An 18,576-nucleotide genomic window follows, 5' to 3' on the forward strand; every position below is an offset into this window, starting at 1 on the left:
TTCGGTGGAGCGGTAGTTCAGTCGGTTAGAATACCTGCCTGTCACGCAGGGGGTCGCGGGTTCGAGTCCCGTCCGTTCCGCCACTTATTAAGACATTAAGCCTGCCTACCCGGCAGGCTTAATGGCAAAAGACTTTAGGGGCGTAGCTCAGTTGGTAGAGCACCGGTCTCCAAAACCGGGTGTCGCGAGTTCGAGTCTCTCCGCCCCTGCCATATATAATCCTTTGCTTCGGCAAAGGATTTTTTTTTGCCTGAAAGACGCCGAGTCCCCTCATCAGACGTTGCAGCCAGCATTTCTGCTGGCGCATGCATCAATCCATAATGTTGATTTTTAGAAGATCTTTTATCTGCGATTGCTTATCGCTGTTCTGGAGCCAGATGGCATACAGCGGTCTGGAAAGCGTGGTGGAGTCCACAACGGTATGCAACCCGGGTTTCGTGTCTGCCCAGCGAACAGGTAACCAGGTGCACCCCTTCAGCAAGGAGAGCTGCTGACAGGCGATCTCCGCAGAGCTGGTTGTTAACTGTGGCACATCATCCGGAGCAATCAATCCCGCCTCGTGTTGCTGGAAATCTGGCCCCCACTCCAGACGCAGATAGGTCAGGTCGGCTTTCATCATTGAAGGCTCGGAGGCATAAAGCGCAAGGCCAAACTGGCCAACAATCTGGCTGCTAAATTCGTCCATTTTGGGGGCTTCGGTCGTGATCAGAAGATCCAGCTGGCGCTCGTGCAGTTGCTTAACGAGCGACTGACGTTGCGCAATCCGCGCTTCAAATTGCAAATGGTTGTGGGAAGGGTAGAGCCGGGTCAGCCACTGACTGAGCATACATTCCCACAACGATGCGCTGGCCCCAATGGAGAACTCGTTATGCCTCGAGGTGTGCGCAACCTCTTTACGTGCCGCCTGCCAGGTGTTCATCAGGGTCTCTGCATACGGCAGAAGTTTTTCACCGGCTGGCGTGAGGCGTATGTTGTTGCGGTGGCGGGTAAAAAGGTTCACACCCAGTTGATTTTCCAGCTGTCGAATACGAAAACTGACCGCTGACTGCGTCAGGTAAAGGGCTTCCGCTGCTCGCCCAAAGTGGCGCGTCCTGCTCACTTCCAGGAAAGTTTTTAGCAATTCCGTATCCACATCTTTCTCCGCAAAATAATTTGTCGTTATGATTTAAATGTTTTGTTTTACACTCTGTCAAGCGTAACTAATACTCCGCGCCATAAATAGCTCGGCCAAAGAATTAGGAGCGTGTAGGATGGCGGAAAGCTTTACGACGACTAATCGTTTTTTCGACAATAAAAATTATCCACGCGGGTTCTCTCGTCACGGCGATTTCACCATCAAAGAGGCGCAGATGCTTGAGCGTCATGGTTATGCCTTTAACGAGCTGGATCTGGGTAAACGTGAGCCTGCAACTGAAGACGAAAAACAGTTTGTCGCAGTCTGCCGTGGCGAGCGTGAGCCACAGTCTGAAGCAGAACGTGTATGGATCAAGTATATGGCACGCATTAAGCGTCCAAAGCGTTTCCATACGCTGTCTGGCGGTAAGCCGCAGATGGAAGGTGCTGAAGACTACACTGAGTCTGACGACTAACAAGAAAAGGGGCTGTGGCCCCTTTTTTTATGCCAGTAACTTTTGCAGGTGCAGGAGCAAGCGATCGATCGCACGATAGCTTAACGCTTCCTGCAGATGCCGCCTCTCAATGTCAGGGCACTTTTCCACATCGGCGATGGTGCGGGCGACTTTTATAAGACGCTGCCATGCGCGAATGGAAAGCCCAAAGCGCGTCAATGTATCCTCCAGCCAGCATGAATCTTCAGTCTTAAGAGGACAAAACTGCCGAATCTCAGCGTTATCCAGACGGGCATTCAGCTTATGTTGACGCATATACTGCCGGGCCTGCGCGGCGATAACCCGCTCGCGAACCTCCACCGTACTCTCTCCTCTGGCGCTGCTCTGGCTGAGCAGGCCGGGAGGCGGCAAGGGGATTTCCAGCGACAAATCGAAACGATCCAGGAAAGGACCAGATAACTTCCCCAGGTAGCGCAGCGTCTGTTCAGGCGTGGAGCGATTGTGGTTGCCCTGATAATGGCCCGATGGGCTGGGGTTCATTGCCGCTACCAGCTGGAACCGCGCGGGATAGCTTATTTTGGCGCGTGTACGGGAGATGTGGATCTCACCCGATTCGATGGGCTCCCTCAGCGCATCCAGAACGCGGCGTTCAAATTCAGGCAGTTCATCCAGAAACAGGATGCCGTTGTGCGCCAGAGAGATCTCTCCCGGCCCTGGTATGGAGCCACCGCCGACCATGGCCGCCAGTGAGGCACTGTGGTGCGGAGAGCGAAACGGGCGACGTCGCCACTGTTTTTGCAATGACGCTGAACTCACCAGACTAAATATCGCCGCGCTTTCCAGCGCTTCATGGTTATTAAGTGGAGGCAGTAAACCATTCAACCTGCTCGCCAGCATCGTTTTTCCTGTACCCGGTGGGCCAATCAACAACAGGTTATGTCCGCCGGCAGCGGTGATCTCCAGCGCCCGCTTCCCCTGCTCCTGGCCGTAAATATCGCTCAGATCGTCCGGGCTTTCTGCCAGGGGATCGCCTGATTCTTCCGGCTCTGACAGCACATGTTGCCCCTCAAGATACGCGCACACTTCCTGTAAATGCCCGGCTAGCAGACATCCTCTCTCGGCTATCAGGCTCACTTCTGCACCATTTTCATTGGCAACAATGATTTGTCGACCTGCGCGAATGGCCTCCAGCGCACCCGAGATGGCACCAGGAACGCCCCTCAGCGCGCCTGTGAGCGCCAGTTCACCGATGAACTCATATGCGCCTAGTCTGCTGCTGTTAAGCTGCTCAGAGGCGGCGAGGAGCGCTATAGCGATAGGTAAATCATATCGCCCTCCCTCTTTAGGCAAGTCTGCAGGCGCAAGGTTGATGGTGATTTTCTTTGCCGGAAAGGTATAACCGCTATTAATAATCGCACTGCGCACCCGATCTCTGGCTTCCTTTACCGTGGTCTCCGGCAATCCAACCAGCGTCAGCCCGGGCAGCCCGTTGCTGAGATGAACTTCTACCGAAATAAGCGGTGCTTTTACTCCAATGGCCGCTCGGGTATAAACAACTGACAGTGACATAAGCACCTCCTCAGGAGATGACTATGCCCGTGACCGATATGCATGTTTAGCAACATTTAGCGGATTTACGCATCCTCTTCCGAGGTTTTAACGTCAAGATGTAACCTTTTCTTTTCTGTGGAACCCTGCTCGCAAAAAATGAACAGGCGACTTACCGTTCTGTCCGTGCTGAAAAAATGAAAAATATTCACTATCTAATTTATTTATATAAAACAATACGTTAAGAAAATATGATTCGCAGGCTAACGAAGCCAGCCATAAATAAATCTTGTGTTTGATTTAAAAACTGTGATACCTCTTTAGGTATTCCTTCGAACAAGATGCAAAAAGAACTGAAAATGACAGCCCTTCTACGAGTGATTAGCCTGGTCGTGATTAGCGTGGTGGTGATTATTATCCCACCGTGCGGGGCTGCACTTGGACGAGGAAAGGCTTAGAAATCAAGCCTTAACGAACTAAGACCCCCGCACCGAAAGGTCCGGGGGTTTTTTTATGACTAAAAAACTTACACGAGGAGCAGAGAATGACTAATAGCACAAAATTCTGTTTCTCCCGATTTATGACGGGGAACTAACTATGAATGGTGCACAGTGGGTAGTACATGCGTTGCGCGCACAGGGAGTCGACACTGTCTTCGGTTATCCGGGGGGCGCAATAATGCCGATTTACGATGCATTGTATGACGGCGGCGTGGAACACCTCTTGTGCCGACACGAGCAGGGCGCTGCGATGGCCGCCATTGGCTATGCACGTGCCACCGGTAAAACCGGTGTCTGCATGGCAACCTCAGGGCCGGGCGCCACAAACCTGATCACCGGCCTGGCGGATGCACTGCTTGATTCCGTTCCCGTTGTCGCCATCACCGGTCAGGTGGCCTCACCCCTCATTGGTACTGATGCCTTCCAGGAAGTGGACGTGCTCGGCTTGTCACTGGCCTGCACTAAACACAGCTTCCTCGTTCAGTCTCTGGAAGAGCTGCCGCGTGTGATGGCAGAGGCGTTTGAGGTGGCAAACTCTGGTCGTCCTGGACCGGTTCTGGTTGATATCCCGAAAGATATCCAGGTTGCTCTCGGCGATCTGGAACCGCACTTCTCCACCGTTGAAAGCGACGATGCATTCCCGCACGCCGCGGTGGAAGAGGCGCGGCAGATGATTGCCCACGCTAAACAACCGATGTTGTACGTAGGGGGTGGGGTTGGTATGGCACAGGCCGTTCCCGCCCTGCGCGAATTCATCGCGGTTACGCAAATGCCCGCCACCTGTACGTTGAAAGGTCTTGGCGCGGTAGATGCTGACTATCCTTACTATCTGGGCATGCTGGGGATGCACGGTACCAAAGCGGCGAACCTGGCCGTGCAGGCGTGTGACTTGCTGATCGCCGTAGGTGCCCGTTTTGATGATCGTGTCACCGGCAAGCTAAATACCTTCGCGCCGAATGCCAACGTGATCCACATGGATATCGACCCGGCGGAGATGAACAAACTGCGTCAGGCGCATGTGGCCCTGCAGGGCAATCTCAACGCGTTATTACCGGCTTTACAGCAGCCTCTGAAAATCGACGCATGGCGTCAGCACACCGCCGAAATGCGCGTTGAACATACCTGGCGTTACGACCATCCTGGTGACGCCATCTATGCGCCACTGCTGTTAAAGCAATTGTCCGACCGTAAACCGGCAGACTGTGTGGTCACGACGGATGTAGGCCAACACCAGATGTGGTCAGCACAGCACATGACTTACTCGCGCCCGGAAAACTTCATTACCTCCAGCGGCTTAGGGACGATGGGCTTCGGTCTCCCTGCCGCGGTAGGGGCGCAGGTTGCCCGCCCGAACGATACGGTTATCTGTATCTCCGGTGACGGCTCTTTCATGATGAACGTTCAGGAGCTGGGCACCGTTAAGCGCAAGCAGTTACCGTTGAAAATCGTCTTGCTCGATAACCAGCGTTTAGGAATGGTTCGTCAGTGGCAACAGCTGTTTTTCCAGGAACGCTACAGTGAGACTACCCTGACGGATAACCCTGATTTCCTCATTCTGGCCAGCGCCTTTGGTATCCCTGGCCAGCACATCACCCGTAAAGACCAGGTTGAAGCGGCACTCGACACCATGCTGTCAAGCGAAGGGCCGTACCTGCTTCATGTCTCAATCGACGAGCTTGAGAATGTCTGGCCGTTGGTACCGCCAGGTGCCAGTAACTCACAAATGCTGGAGAAATTATCATGATGCAACATCAGGTCGCCGTGCAGGCTCGCTTCAATCCAGAGACATTAGAACGCGTTTTGCGTGTGGTGCGTCACCGTGGCTTTCAGATTTGCTCTATGAATATGGAGACGGCCACTGATGCTCAAAATATCAGTATCGAATTAACCGTTGCCAGCCCGCGGTCGGTCGACTTACTGTTTAGTCAGTTAACAAAACTGGTAGACGTTGCACATGTTGCCATCTGCCAGAGTACAACCACATCACAACAGATCCGTGCTTAAGCGCGACAGGAAGAGAAAATGACGACAAAAAAAGCTGATTACATTTGGTTCAATGGTGAGATGGTTCGCTGGGAGGACGCGAAAGTCCACGTTATGTCCCACGCGCTGCATTACGGTACCTCTGTCTTCGAAGGCATCCGTTGCTACGACTCACACAAAGGGCCAGTGGTGTTCCGTCATCGCGAACACATGCAGCGTCTGCATGACTCAGCCAAAATTTATCGTTTCCCGGTTTCTCAGAGCGTGGATGAGCTGATGGAAGCCTGCCGCGACGTGATTCGTAAGAACAACCTCACCAGTGCCTATATTCGTCCGCTGGTGTTTGTAGGTGATGTGGGCATGGGCGTGAACCCGCCAGCCGGTTATACCACCGATGTGATCATTGCTGCGTTCCCATGGGGTGCTTATCTGGGGGCTGAAGCCCTGGAGCAGGGGATCGACGCAATGGTTTCTTCCTGGAACCGCGTGGCACCAAACACGATCCCGACGGCGGCAAAAGCGGGCGGTAACTACCTCTCCTCACTGCTGGTCGGAAGCGAAGCGCGCCGTCACGGTTATCAGGAAGGTATCGCGCTGGACGTGAATGGCTATATCTCTGAAGGTGCAGGTGAAAACCTGTTCGAAGTGAAAGACGGCATCCTGTTTACGCCGCCATTTACCTCTTCCGCTCTGCCGGGCATTACCCGTGACGCCATCATCAAGCTGGCAAAAGATTTGGGTATCGAAGTCCGTGAGCAGGTCCTGTCCCGCGAATCCCTGTACCTGGCCGATGAAGTGTTCATGTCCGGTACCGCGGCGGAAATTACGCCGGTTCGTAGCGTAGACGGTATTCAGGTTGGTGCTGGCCGCTGTGGTCCGGTCACCAAACGTATTCAGCAAGCCTTCTTTGGCCTCTTCACCGGTGAAACGGAAGATAAATACGGCTGGCTGGATCAGGTTAATCAATAAGCATAAATATGGGACGGCACGCACCGTCCCATTCAATAGTCAGACGGGAGTAAATAAAGCATGCCTAAGTATCGTTCCGCCACCACCACTCATGGCCGTAACATGGCGGGTGCCCGCGCACTGTGGCGCGCCACCGGGATGACCGACGCCGATTTCGGTAAGCCTATTATCGCCGTGGTGAACTCCTTCACCCAGTTTGTGCCGGGCCACGTGCACCTGCGCGATCTCGGCAAACTCGTTGCCGAGCAAATCGAAGCCTCCGGCGGTGTGGCGAAAGAGTTCAACACCATTGCGGTGGATGACGGTATCGCGATGGGTCACGGGGGTATGCTCTATTCACTGCCGTCGCGTGAGCTGATCGCCGACTCGGTGGAGTATATGGTGAACGCCCATTGCGCGGATGCCATGGTTTGTATCTCCAACTGCGACAAAATTACCCCAGGGATGCTGATGGCTTCCCTGCGTCTGAACATTCCGGTGATCTTCGTCTCCGGCGGTCCAATGGAAGCGGGTAAAACCAAGCTTTCCGATAAAATCATCAAGCTCGACCTGGTCGATGCGATGATTCAGGGCGCGGATCCAAAAGTTTCTGATGAGCAAAGCGATCAGGTTGAACGTTCTGCGTGCCCAACCTGTGGCTCCTGCTCAGGTATGTTCACCGCGAACTCCATGAACTGTCTGACCGAAGCGCTGGGTCTGTCTCAGCCGGGCAACGGCTCGCTGCTGGCGACCCACGCCGACCGTAAACAGCTGTTCCTCAATGCCGGTAAACGCATCGTTGAGCTGACCAAACGCTACTATGAGCAAGATGATGAAAGCGCGCTGCCGCGTAATATCGCCAGCAAAGCCGCGTTTGAAAATGCCATGACGCTGGATATCGCCATGGGCGGTTCCACCAACACCGTTCTCCACCTGCTGGCCGCTGCGCAGGAAGCTGAAATCGACTTCACCATGAGCGATATCGACAAGCTGTCCCGCAAAGTACCGCAGCTCTGTAAAGTTGCGCCGAGTACCCAGAAATACCACATGGAAGATGTCCACCGTGCGGGTGGCGTACTGGGTATTCTCGGTGAACTGGATCGCGCCGGGCTGCTGAACCGCAACGTCAAAAACGTGCTCGGCCTGACGCTGCCGGAGTCGCTGGACAAATACGACGTCATGCTCACGAAAGACGATGCGGTGAAAAAGATGTTCCGCGCTGGCCCGGCAGGTATTCGTACCACCCAGGCCTTCTCACAGGATTGCCGCTGGGACACGCTGGATGACGATCGTGCAGAAGGCTGTATTCGCTCACTGGAACATGCCTACAGCAAGGACGGCGGTCTGGCCGTGCTCTACGGTAACTTTGCAGAAAACGGCTGTATTGTAAAAACCGCAGGCGTGGATGACAGTATTCTCAAATTCACCGGCCCGGCAAAAGTGTACGAAAGCCAGGACGACGCGGTAGAGGCTATTCTCGGTGGCAAAGTGGTGGAAGGCGACGTGGTTGTCATTCGCTACGAAGGGCCGAAAGGCGGGCCGGGTATGCAGGAGATGCTCTATCCCACCACCTTCCTGAAATCCATGGGCCTCGGTAAAGCCTGTGCGCTGATCACCGACGGACGTTTTTCTGGCGGTACGTCTGGTCTCTCCATTGGCCACGTGTCACCGGAAGCGGCAAGCGGCGGCAACATCGCGATTATTGAGGATGGCGATCTGATCGAAATTGATATCCCGAATCGCGGTATTCAGTTGAAACTGAGCGACCAGGAGATTGCGGCGCGTCGTGAAGCCCAGGAAGCTCGCGGTGACAAAGCCTGGACGCCAAAAGATCGCCAGCGCGACGTCTCCTTCGCCCTGCGCGCCTATGCGAGCCTTGCCACCAGTGCAGATAAAGGCGCGGTGCGCGACAAATCGAAACTTGGGGGCTAATGATGGCCGAGTCGCAACCGTTATCCGCCGCCCCTGAGGGGGCGGAATACCTCAGGGCGGTGCTACGTGCACCGGTCTATGAAGCCGTACAGGTCACGCCGCTGCAGAAGATGGAAAAACTCTCCTCGCGCCTCGACAACGTGATTCTGGTGAAACGCGAAGACCGCCAGCCGGTACACAGCTTCAAGCTGCGTGGCGCCTACGCGATGATGGCCGGGTTGACCGACGAGCAAAAAGCGCGGGGGGTGATTACCGCCTCTGCGGGCAACCACGCGCAGGGCGTCGCGTTCTCCTCTGCGCGCCTGGGGCTGAAAGCGCTGATTGTTATGCCGGTTGCTACTGCCGATATCAAAGTGGATGCCGTACGCGGTTTCGGCGGTGAAGTGTTGCTCCACGGCGCAAACTTTGACGAAGCCAAAGCCAAAGCGATAGAGCTGGCGCAGCAACAGGGGTTTACCTGGGTGCCGCCGTTCGATCATCCGATGGTCATTGCCGGACAGGGGACGCTGGCGCTTGAGCTGCTGCAGCAGGATGCGCATCTCGACCGCGTCTTCGTGCCGGTTGGCGGTGGTGGCCTCGCGGCGGGGGTAGCGGTGCTGATCAAACAGCTGATGCCGCAAATCAAAGTGATTGCCGTTGAGGCGGAAGACTCGGCCTGTCTGAAAGCGGCGCTGGATGCCGGTCATCCGGTGGACTTACCACGCGTCGGGCTGTTTGCTGAAGGCGTGGCGGTGAAACGCATTGGCGATGAAACCTTCCGTCTTTGCCAGGAGTATCTCGACGATATTATCACCGTCGACAGCGACGCCATCTGCGCCGCAATGAAAGATCTGTTCGAAGATGTGCGTGCGGTAGCGGAACCTTCCGGCGCGCTGGCGCTGGCGGGGATGAAGAAATATATCGCGCAGCACAACATCCGCGGCGAGCGTCTGGCGCATGTCCTTTCTGGTGCCAACGTGAACTTCCACGGTCTGCGCTATGTTTCCGAACGCTGCGAGCTGGGTGAGCAACGCGAAGCGCTGCTGGCGGTTACCATCCCGGAAGAGAAGGGCAGCTTCCTGAAGTTTTGTCAGCTGCTGGGCGGCCGTTCAGTCACGGAGTTTAACTACCGTTTTGCCGACGCCCGAGATGCCTGCATTTTTGTCGGCGTACGGTTAAGCCGTGGTCTGGAAGAGCGTAAAGAGATCCTCCACCTGCTCCACGAAGGTGGCTACAGCGTCGTGGATCTCTCCGACGATGAGATGGCGAAACTGCACGTGCGTTATATGGTGGGCGGGCGTCCGTCGAAGCCGCTGCAGGAACGTCTCTACAGCTTCGAGTTCCCGGAGTCACCGGGCGCGTTGCTCAAGTTCCTGCATACGCTGGGCACGCACTGGAACATCTCTCTGTTCCACTACCGCAGCCACGGTACCGATTATGGACGCGTGCTGGCCGCCTTCGAACTGGGCGAGCACGAGCCTGATTTCGAAACGCGGCTGAACGAGCTGGGCTATGAGTGTCACGATGAAACCCATAACCCGGCGTTCAGGTTCTTCCTGGCGGGCTAGTGGTTAGGCAGTATCTGCCAGAAGGCATCAATAAGCGGCTCCTGCAGCCGCTTTTTTTGTGCGCATACGCCAAGCTCAAACGGCGTTTTTTCGTCGCTGCGCTCCAGAATCATCACGCGATTACGCACCGGTTCCGGGCTGTTCTCCAGGACCACTTCCGGCAGCAGTGCCACGCCGCAGCCCAGCGCCACCATTGACACCATCGCCTCATGCCCGCCAACCGTCGCGTAAATCGACGGGTTGCTGATCTTCTGGCGACGAAACCAGAGCTCAATACGTCGGCGCACCGGCCCCTGATCGGCCATGATAAAAGGCACCGTGGACCAGTCCGGTTTTTCCACCGACACCTGATTACGCACCGGGCAGGGTAACGCGGGGGCAATCAACACGACCGCCAGGTTCTCCAGCATTGAGAACGCGACAGCGCCTGGCAGGGTTTCGGGTTTCCCGGCAATGGCGAGATCCGCCTCGCCTGTCACCACTTTTTCCATTGCGTCGGCGGCATCACCGGTGGTGAGTTTAATTTCCACCGACGGTTGTTCTGCGCGAAAACGGTCAAGAATCGGCGGCAGATGGCTATAGGCCGCGGTCACGGAGCAGAAAATATGCAGCTCGCCGGACAGCGATGGCCCTTTCTGGTCAATGGTGTGTCGCAGCTGTTGATACTGCAGCAGCGTTTGTTGGGCAAAGACCCGTAACTCCTCACCGGCTTCCGTCAGGGTGACGGTGCGGTTGTCGCGTACAAACAGGGGCTGACCGAGGTCTTCCTCAAGGCGCTGGATCTGGCGCGAAAGCGTGGAGGGACTGACGTGCATCGCCCGGGCGCTGCGCCCAAAGTGACGGCTTTCCGCCAGATGCAGGAACATTTTCAGATCGCGTAAATCCACTGATTTCACTCCCCTTTTTACATTGCAAATATTGCAACGTGACGTTGTGAATATATCAATTTCCGCAATAAATTTCCTGTCATATAGTAAGTTCATTCTCGCAAAAGCGAACCGAACAATAAGCACAACAACACAACATCACGGAGTCCATTATGGCTAACTACTTTAATACACTGAATTTGCGCCAGCAGCTGGCGCAGCTGGGCAAATGCCGCTTTATGGCGCGCGACGAATTTGCCGATGGCGCGAGCTACCTTCAGGGTAAAAAAGTGGTCATCGTCGGCTGCGGCGCCCAGGGTCTCAACCAGGGCCTGAACATGCGTGACTCCGGTCTGGATATCTCCTACGCCCTGCGTAAAGAAGCGATTGCTGAGAAGCGTGCGTCCTGGCGCAAAGCGACCGAAAACGGTTTTAAAGTTGGTACCTACGAAGAACTTATCCCTCAGGCAGACCTGGTGGTTAACCTGACGCCAGACAAACAGCACTCTGACGTTGTGCGTTCCGTGCAGCCGCTGATGAAAGACGGGGCGGCGTTGGGTTACTCCCACGGCTTTAACATCGTTGAAGTCGGCGAGCAGATCCGTAAAGACATCACCGTTGTGATGGTGGCACCGAAGTGCCCGGGTACAGAAGTACGTGAAGAGTACAAACGTGGCTTCGGCGTGCCAACGCTTATCGCCGTTCACCCGGAAAACGATCCGAAAGGTGAAGGTATGGCGATCGCCAAAGCATGGGCTGCAGCAACGGGTGGCCACCGTGCGGGCGTTCTGGAATCGTCTTTCGTCGCGGAAGTTAAATCTGACCTGATGGGTGAGCAAACCATCCTGTGCGGTATGCTGCAGGCGGGCTCTCTGCTGTGCTTCGACAAGCTGGTGGAGGAGGGTACAGACCCGGCATACGCAGAAAAACTGATTCAGTTCGGCTGGGAAACGATCACCGAAGCGCTAAAGCAGGGCGGTATCACGCTGATGATGGACCGTCTGTCCAACCCGGCGAAACTGCGTGCTTACGCGCTGTCTGAACAGCTGAAAACGATCATGGCACCGCTGTTCCAGAAACATATGGACGACATTATCTCCGGCGAGTTCTCTTCCGGCATGATGGCGGACTGGGCTAACGACGATAAGAAACTGCTGACCTGGCGTGAAGAGACCGGTAAAACCGCTTTTGAAACCGCCCCACAGTTTGAAGGTAAAATCGGCGAGCAGGAGTACTTCGATAAAGGCGTTCTGATGATTGCGATGGTGAAAGCTGGCGTTGAGCTGGCGTTCGAAACCATGGTGGATTCCGGCATCATCGAAGAGTCTGCCTACTATGAATCACTGCACGAGCTGCCGCTGATAGCGAACACCATCGCCCGTAAGCGTCTGTACGAAATGAACGTGGTTATCTCTGATACCGCCGAGTACGGTAACTACCTGTTCTCTTACGCTTGCGTACCGCTGCTGAAAGAGTTCATGACGACCCTGCAGCCGGGCGATCTGGGCAAAGCGATTGCGGAAGGTGCAGTGGATAACGCGCAGCTGCGTGATGTAAACGAAGCCATTCGCGGCCATGAAATCGAGAAAGTGGGCCAGAAACTGCGTGGCTACATGACCGATATGAAACGTATCGCGGTAGCAGGTTAATACCCGGGCGGGCTGATGCCCTGACCTGACGAAACGTACAAGGCCTTCTCTCAGAGAAGGCCTTGCTGTTATTTGCGGTACAGAACCTTAATAACATGGTAGCCAAACTGCGTGTGCAGTGGGCCTGTGGGTTCCAGCACCGGGCAGGAAAAGACCACTTTATCGAACGCCGGAACCATTTGACCCTGACGGAATTCACCTAAATCACCGCCGCGTTTACCTGACGGACAAATAGAGTGTTTCTTCGCCAGCTTGCCGAAGTCGGCGCCGTTTTTGATCTGCTCGAGAAGATCCAGAGCCAGTTTTTCTTCTTTTACAAGGATATGCAGTGCTGCCGCGGTTTTTGCCATGATCGTGCCTTGAGTGGTATGGATTAGGCTCGCTATACTACCACGCTGTTATTCTCCCCTCCTGACTTTCATTGAGTGATCATTTATGCGTTTAAACCCCGGACAACAACAAGCCGTCGAATTTGTCACTGGACCCTGTCTGGTGCTGGCGGGCGCGGGATCCGGCAAAACGCGCGTCATCACCAATAAGATTGCCCACCTGATCCGCGGCTGCGGGTATCAGGCTCGCCACATCGCGGCGGTGACGTTTACTAACAAAGCAGCGCGCGAGATGAAAGAGCGTGTCGGCCAGACGCTGGGGCGTAAAGAGGCGCGCGGTCTGATGATTTCCACCTTCCATACGCTGGGGCTGGATATCATCAAACGTGAATACGCCGCGCTGGGGATGAAATCCAACTTCTCACTGTTCGACGATACCGACCAGGTGGCCCTGCTCAAGGAGCTCACCGAGGGGCTGATCGAAGATGATAAGGTTCTGCTGCAACAGCTGATCTCAACGATCTCCAACTGGAAAAACGATCTGATGACCCCGGCCCAGGCCGCGGCGATCGCCAAAGGCGAGCGGGATCGGATCTTCGCCCACTGCTACGGTCTGTACGATGCGCATATGAAAGCCTGTAACGTGCTGGATTTCGACGACCTGATCCTGCTTCCCACGCTACTGCTGCAGCGTAATGAAGAGGTGCGTGAGCGCTGGCAGAATAAAATCCGCTACCTGCTGGTGGATGAGTATCAGGACACCAATACCAGCCAGTATGAACTGGTGAAGCTGCTGGTGGGACAGCGCGCGCGTTTCACGGTGGTCGGTGATGACGATCAGTCCATTTACTCCTGGCGCGGTGCGCGTCCGCAAAACCTGGTCCTGCTGAGTAAAGATTTCCCGGCGCTGCAGGTGATCAAACTGGAGCAGAACTACCGTTCCTCCGGGCGTATCCTTAAAGCCGCGAATATCCTGATCGCCAACAACCCGCACGTGTTCGAAAAACGCCTGTTCTCCGAACTGGGTTACGGTACAGAGCTAAAAGTGCTCAGCGCCAACAATGAAGAGCACGAAGCGGAGCGGGTCACAGGCGAACTCATCGCCCACCACTTCGTCAATAAAACCGAATACAAAGATTACGCGATCCTCTATCGCGGCAACCACCAGTCACGCGTCTTTGAAAAGATGCTGATGCAAAACCGCATCCCGTACAAAATTTCAGGCGGAACCTCCTTCTTCTCGCGGCCCGAAATCAAAGATCTTCTGGCCTACCTGCGTGTGCTCACTAACCCGGATGATGACAGCGCGTTTCTGCGTATCGTGAATACCCCGAAACGAGAAATTGGCCCGGCGACGCTACAAAAGCTTGGCGAGTGGGCGATGACGCGTAATAAGAGTCTCTTTACCGCCAGCTTCGATATGGGGCTGAGTCAGACGCTCACCGGACGCGGCTACGATTCATTAACCCGCTTTACACACTGGCTTGGTGAAGTGCAGCGGCTGGCAGAGCGCGAACCTATCGCCGCCGTGCGCGACCTTATCCACGGTATCGACTACGAGTCCTGGCTGTATGAAACCTCCGCCAGTCCGAAAGCGGCCGAGATGCGCATGAAAAACGTTAACCAGCTGTTCAGCTGGATGACTGAAATGCTGGAAGGTTCGGAGATTGATGAACCGATGACCCTGACGCAGGTGGTTACCCGCTTTACCCTGCGCGATATGATGGAGCGCGGCGAGAGCGAAGAAGAGGCCGATCAGGTTCAACTGATGACGCTGCATGCGTCAAAAGGTCTGGAATTCCCGTATGTCTATCTGGTTGGCATGGAAGAGGGGTTACTGCCGCACCAGAGCAGCATTGATGAAGATAACGTCGATGAGGAGCGCCGTCTGGCCTATGTTGGCATCACGCGCGCTCAGAAAGAGCTGACCTTCACGCTGTGCAAAGAGCGTAGACAATATGGTGAACTGGTGCGCCCGGAGCCGAGCCGTTTCCTGCTGGAACTTCCGCAGGACGACCTCATCTGGGAGCAGGAGCGTAAAGTGATTACGGCTGAAGAGCGGATGCATAAGGGGCAGGCGAACGTCGCTAACATCCGCGCCATGCTGGCGAAAGCCAAAGAGAAGGGGTAGGTTGTTACACGCCCGGCAAGCGTAGCGTTACCGGGCATGTCCGCCCTGTTATTTCACCTCAAGCACCCAGTGTACGTAGCTCTGCCACTGACACTCCTGCTCGACCATCTCCGCCCCAAGCGGATGATTATCCAGCCAGTTTTCCGGCAACGTCAGCGACAGTTTTTCGTCATCCGCCACCAGATTGAGTGCCGGCAGAAAATCATCGCGGCGGCGGCTGGCAAACAGAATAGCCAGACGCAGCAGGCGGCACATATGCTCGGCTACGCGCGGCGGTACGGCATTTTGCTGATGCAAAGAGGAGAGGTCAACGGCATTGGTCTGGTTCAGCAGCAGCGTTGCCAGCAACTTTTTCTGCGCAGGGGTATAGCCAGGTAAATCGAGGTTACGTACCAGATAAGCGGCATGAGCCGGGGCCTGTTTAAAATCAATGCTCAGCCCGATTTCATGTAGTGCACAGGCACTTAGCAGCAGATCACGACTCAAAGGGTCCAGATCCCAGGCGTTAGCCACATGATCGGCGAAGCGTGACGCCAGCTGTGCCACGCGACCTGCCTGATCGATATCAACCAGGAAACGACGCTGCACGTTTCGCAGGGTACGGCTGCGAATGTCCTGATCGACCGACAGGTGCAACATCCCGTAGACCAGACCTTCACGCAGCGCGCCACCCGCCAGCGTCATACATTTGATGTTCAGCTCGGTGAAAATGGCGATCAGGATCGCGAGCCCGCTCGGGAATACCAGCGCGCGTTCAAGCGTCAGGCCTTCAATTTCCAGCTCTTCCAGACGCCCGCACTGAATGGCCCGCTGTTTAAGCTGCTGAAGCTTGGCAAGCGTGATCCGCTCATCCATGCCCTGCGCCATCATAATTTCCTGCAATGCCTGCACGGTACCGGAGGCCCCCACGCAGACTTTCCAGCCGTGGTAGCGCAGTTCGTCCATCACCGGGCGTAACACCTCGCGTGCGGCAGTTTCCGCCTCGTCGAAGTTCTCCTGACCCAGATTGCGGTCAGTAAAGTAGCGCTCAAGCCAGGTTACGCAACCCATCGACAGGCTGAATAGCGACGTTGCCTGCGCACCGGTGCCGGTCACGAGTTCGGTACTGGCGCCCCCGATATCCACAACCAGACGACGATCGTCGCCTCCCGTGGTGTGCGCAACGCCCTGATAAATCAGGCGCGCTTCTTCTTCACCGCTGATAACCTGCACCGGACAACCGAGAATTTCCTGCGCTTTGGCAATAAAATCCACGGCGTTAACCGCCAGGCGGAGTGTTGCAGTGGCGACGACGGTGATTTGGGAATGCGGGATATCCTGCAGACGCTCTGCAAAGAGTCGCAGGCACTGCCAGCCACGTTCCATGGCTTCAGGAGAGAGGTGATTATCGCTGCTCAGGCCCGCCGCGAGGCGGACCTTGCGCTTAATGCGCGTCAGCGTTTGTATGCTTCCCGCCACCTCGCGCACAACCAGCATATGAAAACTATTCGAACCGAGATCAATTGCCGCATAAAGCGAGGTGGAGCTGAGCATAATTTTTTAACCTGAGCGACGACGATTACGCGGCGCGCCAGATCGACGCGGGCCATTGCCGGAGCGGGCGCGGGTAAGGCGCTTAGCCGGCGGCAGTTCGCTTAATAGCGCATCCGGGTTGTACTTACTCACCGGAATAGAATGGCCGATGTACGTCTCAATCGCCGGCAGGTTCAGCGCATACTCTTCACACGCGAGGCTGATAGAGTGGCCGCTTGCACCCGCACGACCGGTACGACCGATACGGTGTACATAGTCTTCGCAGTCATCCGGCAGGTCATAGTTAAAGACGTGCGTAACGGCTGGAATGTGCAGGCCGCGCGCTGCGACGTCGGTGGCGACCAGAATATCGAGATCGCCACGGGTGAATTCTTCAAGAATACGCAGGCGTTTTTTCTGCGCAACATCGCCCGTCAGCAGGCCAACACGGTGACCGTCTGCCGCCAGATGGCCCCAGATATCTTCACAGCGGTGCTTGGTGTTCGCGAAGATAATGGCGCGGTCTGGCCACTCTTCTTCGATCAGCGTTTGCAGCAAACGCATTTTCTCTTCATTGGAAGGATAGAAGAGTTCTTCTTTGATACGGTGGCCGGTTTTCTGCTCGGGTTCCACTTCCACATATTCGGCGTTGTTCATCTGCTCGAATGCCAGTTCGCGTACGCGATACGACAGGGTCGCAGAGAACAGCATGTTGAGGCGCTGATTCGCGGGTGGCATGCGGCGGAACAGCCAGCGGATATCTTTAATGAAGCCCAGATCGTACATACGATCAGCTTCATCCAGCACCACAACCTGGATGGCACCAAGGTTAATGTGGTTCTGTTTTGCGTAGTCGATAAGACGGCCGGTGGTACCGATCAGGATATCCACACCGCTTTCCAGCACTTTCAGCTGCTTATCGTAACCATCGCCGCCATAAGCCAGGCCGATTTTCAGGCCCGTAGCCTGCATCAGGGGTTCAGCGTCTGCGTGGATCTGTACCGCCAGTTCTCGCGTCGGGGCCATAATTAGCGCGCGCGGCTGGTTAACTTTGCGGTCTGCAATCGCTGGATGAGAAAGTAAATAATGAAACGTTGACGTTAAAAACGCCATCGTTTTGCCAGTACCGGTTTGCGCCTGTCCTGCTACGTCACGTCCCGCCAGCGTCAGCGGCAGGGCGAGAGCCTGAATGGGCGTGCAGTTATGAAACCCTTTATTTTCAAGGGCTTCGATCACTTTTGGGTGCAGGGCGAAGTCGGAAAACTTCTGTTCTGTTAAATGTGTTTTGCTCATAGTGTGGTAGAATATCAGCTTACTATTGCTTTACGAAAGCGTATCCGGTGAAATAAAGTCAACCTTTAGTTGGTTAATGCGACATCAACACGTCGTTGATGAGGGCGAAACCAACGCACCAGGCTTATTCCTGTGGAGTTATATATGAGCGATAAAATTATTCACCTGACTGACGACAGTTTTGACACGGACGTACTTAAGGCTGACGGGCTGACACTCGTCGATTTCTGGGCTGAATGGTGTGGTCCTTGCAAAATGATCGCCCCGATTCTGGATGAGATCGCTGACGAATATCAGGGCAAACTGACCGTTGCCAAGCTGAACATCGACCAGAACCCGGGCACCGCACCAAAATACGGTATCCGTGGCATTCCGACCCTGCTGCTGTTCAAAAACGGCGAAGTGGCAGCGACCAAAGTGGGCGCACTGTCCAAAGGTCAACTGAAAGAGTTCCTCGACGCTAACCTGGCGTAAGGTTTCTTTGCTGCGCGTCCAGAGCGCCTAAATTATGTGGAACTCTGGACGCCCGGCTGAAGTCGTGCTAAGTTAGCTATGACTTCGTTTTAAACATATCTTGTTGTTTGAATCTTGTTTTACCCGATACTTCCCGTTGTTGACACAAACAGTGCGTGAAGTTGCTAAATTCCGGGCTTGTCACTCAATCCGTCTTGTCGTTTCAGTTCTGCGTTTTTTCCCTGTGACCAGACAGCGAACAGACATGAGTTGATGGCCGCTAAACAGGCATGGATGACCCTGCCATACCATTCACA

General features: G+C 55.2%; 17 protein-coding genes and 2 tRNA genes. 13 read left to right on the forward strand and 6 right to left on the reverse strand.

What is annotated here, in order from left to right; translation table 11 throughout:
- Positions 1 to 6 precede the first annotated feature (6 nt).
- Together AC2FAP_RS23040 and AC2FAP_RS23045 are read left to right on the forward strand one after the other, a co-directional pair.
- Positions 7 to 83, forward strand: a tRNA-Asp gene (locus AC2FAP_RS23040).
- 53 nt (positions 84 to 136) lie between these two features.
- Positions 137 to 212: transfer RNA gene (locus AC2FAP_RS23045), tRNA-Trp, on the forward strand.
- Positions 213 to 310: 98 nt separating this feature from the next.
- Here AC2FAP_RS23045 and hdfR read toward each other — a convergent pair.
- The gene (gene hdfR, locus AC2FAP_RS23050; RefSeq protein WP_014172169.1) at positions 311 to 1,132 is read right to left on the reverse strand and encodes an HTH-type transcriptional regulator HdfR; all 822 of its coding nucleotides are present in this window, start codon (positions 1,130 to 1,132) and stop codon (positions 311 to 313) included.
- A gap of 118 nt (positions 1,133 to 1,250) precedes the next feature.
- Here hdfR and AC2FAP_RS23055 point away from each other — a divergent pair, with 118 nt between their 5' ends.
- The gene (locus AC2FAP_RS23055; protein ID WP_014172168.1) at positions 1,251 to 1,589 is read left to right on the forward strand and encodes a MaoP family protein; all 339 of its coding nucleotides are present in this window, start codon (positions 1,251 to 1,253) and stop codon (positions 1,587 to 1,589) included.
- Between the two features lie 27 nt (positions 1,590 to 1,616).
- Here AC2FAP_RS23055 and AC2FAP_RS23060 read toward each other — a convergent pair whose 3' ends face one another.
- Positions 1,617 to 3,137 carry a YifB family Mg chelatase-like AAA ATPase gene (locus tag AC2FAP_RS23060; protein WP_449541878.1) on the reverse strand — a complete coding sequence of 507 codons (1,521 nt, stop codon included), beginning with the start codon at positions 3,135 to 3,137 and terminating at the stop codon, positions 1,617 to 1,619.
- 338 nt (positions 3,138 to 3,475) lie between these two features.
- On the opposite strand from AC2FAP_RS23060, the gene ilvL reads away from it, so the two are divergent.
- The 7 genes from ilvL to ilvA all read left to right on the forward strand — a co-directional run bounded on the left by ilvL (position 3,476) and on the right by ilvA (position 10,026).
- Positions 3,476 to 3,574 (forward strand): ilv operon leader peptide, encoded by a 99-nt coding sequence (ilvL, locus tag AC2FAP_RS23065; RefSeq protein WP_001311244.1) that lies wholly within the window; start codon positions 3,476 to 3,478, stop codon positions 3,572 to 3,574.
- 86 nt (positions 3,575 to 3,660) lie between these two features.
- Entirely contained in the window at positions 3,661 to 3,711 is a 51-nt protein-coding gene (gene ilvX, locus AC2FAP_RS23070; protein WP_102046757.1) for a peptide IlvX, read from the forward strand.
- Between the two features lie 2 nt (positions 3,712 to 3,713).
- On the forward strand, positions 3,714 to 5,360 hold the full coding sequence (gene ilvG / locus AC2FAP_RS23075) for an acetolactate synthase 2 catalytic subunit (protein WP_032679230.1): 1,647 nt from the start codon (positions 3,714 to 3,716) through the stop codon (positions 5,358 to 5,360).
- Positions 5,357 to 5,620, forward strand: coding sequence for an acetolactate synthase 2 small subunit (gene ilvM / locus AC2FAP_RS23080; protein ID WP_014172166.1), 264 nt, complete (start codon positions 5,357 to 5,359; stop codon positions 5,618 to 5,620). The genes ilvG and ilvM overlap by 4 nt, the downstream gene beginning before the upstream one ends.
- Before the next feature lie 18 nt (positions 5,621 to 5,638).
- Complete coding sequence (gene ilvE, locus AC2FAP_RS23085; RefSeq protein WP_025202772.1) at positions 5,639 to 6,568, forward strand: branched-chain-amino-acid transaminase; 930 nt, start codon at positions 5,639 to 5,641, stop codon at positions 6,566 to 6,568.
- 60 nt (positions 6,569 to 6,628) lie between these two features.
- Entirely contained in the window at positions 6,629 to 8,479 is a 1,851-nt protein-coding gene (gene ilvD, locus AC2FAP_RS23090; protein ID WP_020882897.1) for a dihydroxy-acid dehydratase, read from the forward strand.
- 2 nt (positions 8,480 to 8,481) lie between these two features.
- On the forward strand, positions 8,482 to 10,026 hold the full coding sequence (gene ilvA, locus AC2FAP_RS23095) for a threonine ammonia-lyase, biosynthetic (RefSeq protein WP_025202773.1): 1,545 nt from the start codon (positions 8,482 to 8,484) through the stop codon (positions 10,024 to 10,026).
- On the opposite strand, the gene ilvY is transcribed toward ilvA, so the two are convergent.
- Positions 10,023 to 10,913 carry an HTH-type transcriptional activator IlvY gene (gene ilvY, locus AC2FAP_RS23100; RefSeq protein ID WP_020882896.1) on the reverse strand — a complete coding sequence of 297 codons (891 nt, stop codon included), beginning with the start codon at positions 10,911 to 10,913 and terminating at the stop codon, positions 10,023 to 10,025. The genes ilvA and ilvY overlap by 4 nt on opposite strands.
- A 152-nt stretch (positions 10,914 to 11,065) precedes the next feature.
- Between ilvY and ilvC the strand changes: the two genes are divergently transcribed.
- Complete coding sequence (gene ilvC / locus AC2FAP_RS23105; protein ID WP_014172161.1) at positions 11,066 to 12,541, forward strand: ketol-acid reductoisomerase; 1,476 nt, start codon at positions 11,066 to 11,068, stop codon at positions 12,539 to 12,541.
- A gap of 68 nt (positions 12,542 to 12,609) precedes the next feature.
- Here the strand turns inward: ilvC and ppiC are convergent, their stop codons facing one another.
- The gene (gene ppiC / locus AC2FAP_RS23110; protein ID WP_008501570.1) at positions 12,610 to 12,891 is read right to left on the reverse strand and encodes a peptidylprolyl isomerase PpiC; all 282 of its coding nucleotides are present in this window, start codon (positions 12,889 to 12,891) and stop codon (positions 12,610 to 12,612) included.
- Positions 12,892 to 12,976: 85 nt separating this feature from the next.
- On the opposite strand from ppiC, the gene rep reads away from it, so the two are divergent.
- Positions 12,977 to 15,001 (forward strand): DNA helicase Rep, encoded by a 2,025-nt coding sequence (rep, locus tag AC2FAP_RS23115; protein ID WP_014172160.1) that lies wholly within the window; start codon positions 12,977 to 12,979, stop codon positions 14,999 to 15,001.
- Positions 15,002 to 15,049: 48 nt separating this feature from the next.
- Here the strand turns inward: rep and gppA are convergent, their stop codons facing one another.
- On the reverse strand, positions 15,050 to 16,534 hold the full coding sequence (gene gppA, locus AC2FAP_RS23120) for a guanosine-5'-triphosphate,3'-diphosphate diphosphatase (RefSeq protein ID WP_252069010.1): 1,485 nt from the start codon (positions 16,532 to 16,534) through the stop codon (positions 15,050 to 15,052).
- A gap of 6 nt (positions 16,535 to 16,540) precedes the next feature.
- Positions 16,541 to 17,806: an ATP-dependent RNA helicase RhlB gene (rhlB, locus tag AC2FAP_RS23125; protein WP_014172158.1), complete on the reverse strand. Its 1,266-nt coding sequence runs from the start codon at positions 17,804 to 17,806 to the stop codon at positions 16,541 to 16,543.
- A 144-nt stretch (positions 17,807 to 17,950) separates the two neighbouring features.
- Here rhlB and trxA point away from each other — a divergent pair, with 144 nt between their 5' ends.
- Positions 17,951 to 18,280 carry a thioredoxin TrxA gene (gene trxA / locus AC2FAP_RS23130; protein WP_004386384.1) on the forward strand — a complete coding sequence of 110 codons (330 nt, stop codon included), beginning with the start codon at positions 17,951 to 17,953 and terminating at the stop codon, positions 18,278 to 18,280.
- Positions 18,281 to 18,576: the final 296 nt, after the last annotated feature.

The sequence above is a fragment of the Enterobacter cloacae complex sp. 394I7 genome (genome assembly GCF_057320345.1).

Excerpts from the sequence above, each read along its gene's own strand:
- AC2FAP_RS23060 (WP_449541878.1), bottom strand. The coding sequence starts at position 3,137 with ATGTCACTGTCAGTTGTTTATACCCGAGCGGCCATTGGAGTAAAAGCA.
- ppiC (WP_008501570.1), bottom strand. The coding sequence starts at position 12,891 with ATGGCAAAAACCGCGGCAGCACTGCATATCCTTGTAAAAGAAGAAAAA.
- ilvG (WP_032679230.1), top strand. The coding sequence starts at position 3,714 with ATGAATGGTGCACAGTGGGTAGTACATGCGTTGCGCGCACAGGGAGTC.
- ilvM (WP_014172166.1), top strand. The coding sequence starts at position 5,357 with ATGATGCAACATCAGGTCGCCGTGCAGGCTCGCTTCAATCCAGAGACA.
- ilvA (WP_025202773.1), top strand. The coding sequence starts at position 8,482 with ATGGCCGAGTCGCAACCGTTATCCGCCGCCCCTGAGGGGGCGGAATAC.
- rhlB (WP_014172158.1), bottom strand. The coding sequence starts at position 17,806 with ATGAGCAAAACACATTTAACAGAACAGAAGTTTTCCGACTTCGCCCTG.
- gppA (WP_252069010.1), bottom strand. The coding sequence starts at position 16,534 with ATGCTCAGCTCCACCTCGCTTTATGCGGCAATTGATCTCGGTTCGAAT.
- trxA (WP_004386384.1), top strand. The coding sequence starts at position 17,951 with ATGAGCGATAAAATTATTCACCTGACTGACGACAGTTTTGACACGGAC.
- ilvC (WP_014172161.1), top strand. The coding sequence starts at position 11,066 with ATGGCTAACTACTTTAATACACTGAATTTGCGCCAGCAGCTGGCGCAG.
- AC2FAP_RS23055 (WP_014172168.1), top strand. The coding sequence starts at position 1,251 with ATGGCGGAAAGCTTTACGACGACTAATCGTTTTTTCGACAATAAAAAT.
- ilvL (WP_001311244.1), top strand. The coding sequence starts at position 3,476 with ATGACAGCCCTTCTACGAGTGATTAGCCTGGTCGTGATTAGCGTGGTG.
- rep (WP_014172160.1), top strand. The coding sequence starts at position 12,977 with ATGCGTTTAAACCCCGGACAACAACAAGCCGTCGAATTTGTCACTGGA.
- ilvD (WP_020882897.1), top strand. The coding sequence starts at position 6,629 with ATGCCTAAGTATCGTTCCGCCACCACCACTCATGGCCGTAACATGGCG.
- ilvE (WP_025202772.1), top strand. The coding sequence starts at position 5,639 with ATGACGACAAAAAAAGCTGATTACATTTGGTTCAATGGTGAGATGGTT.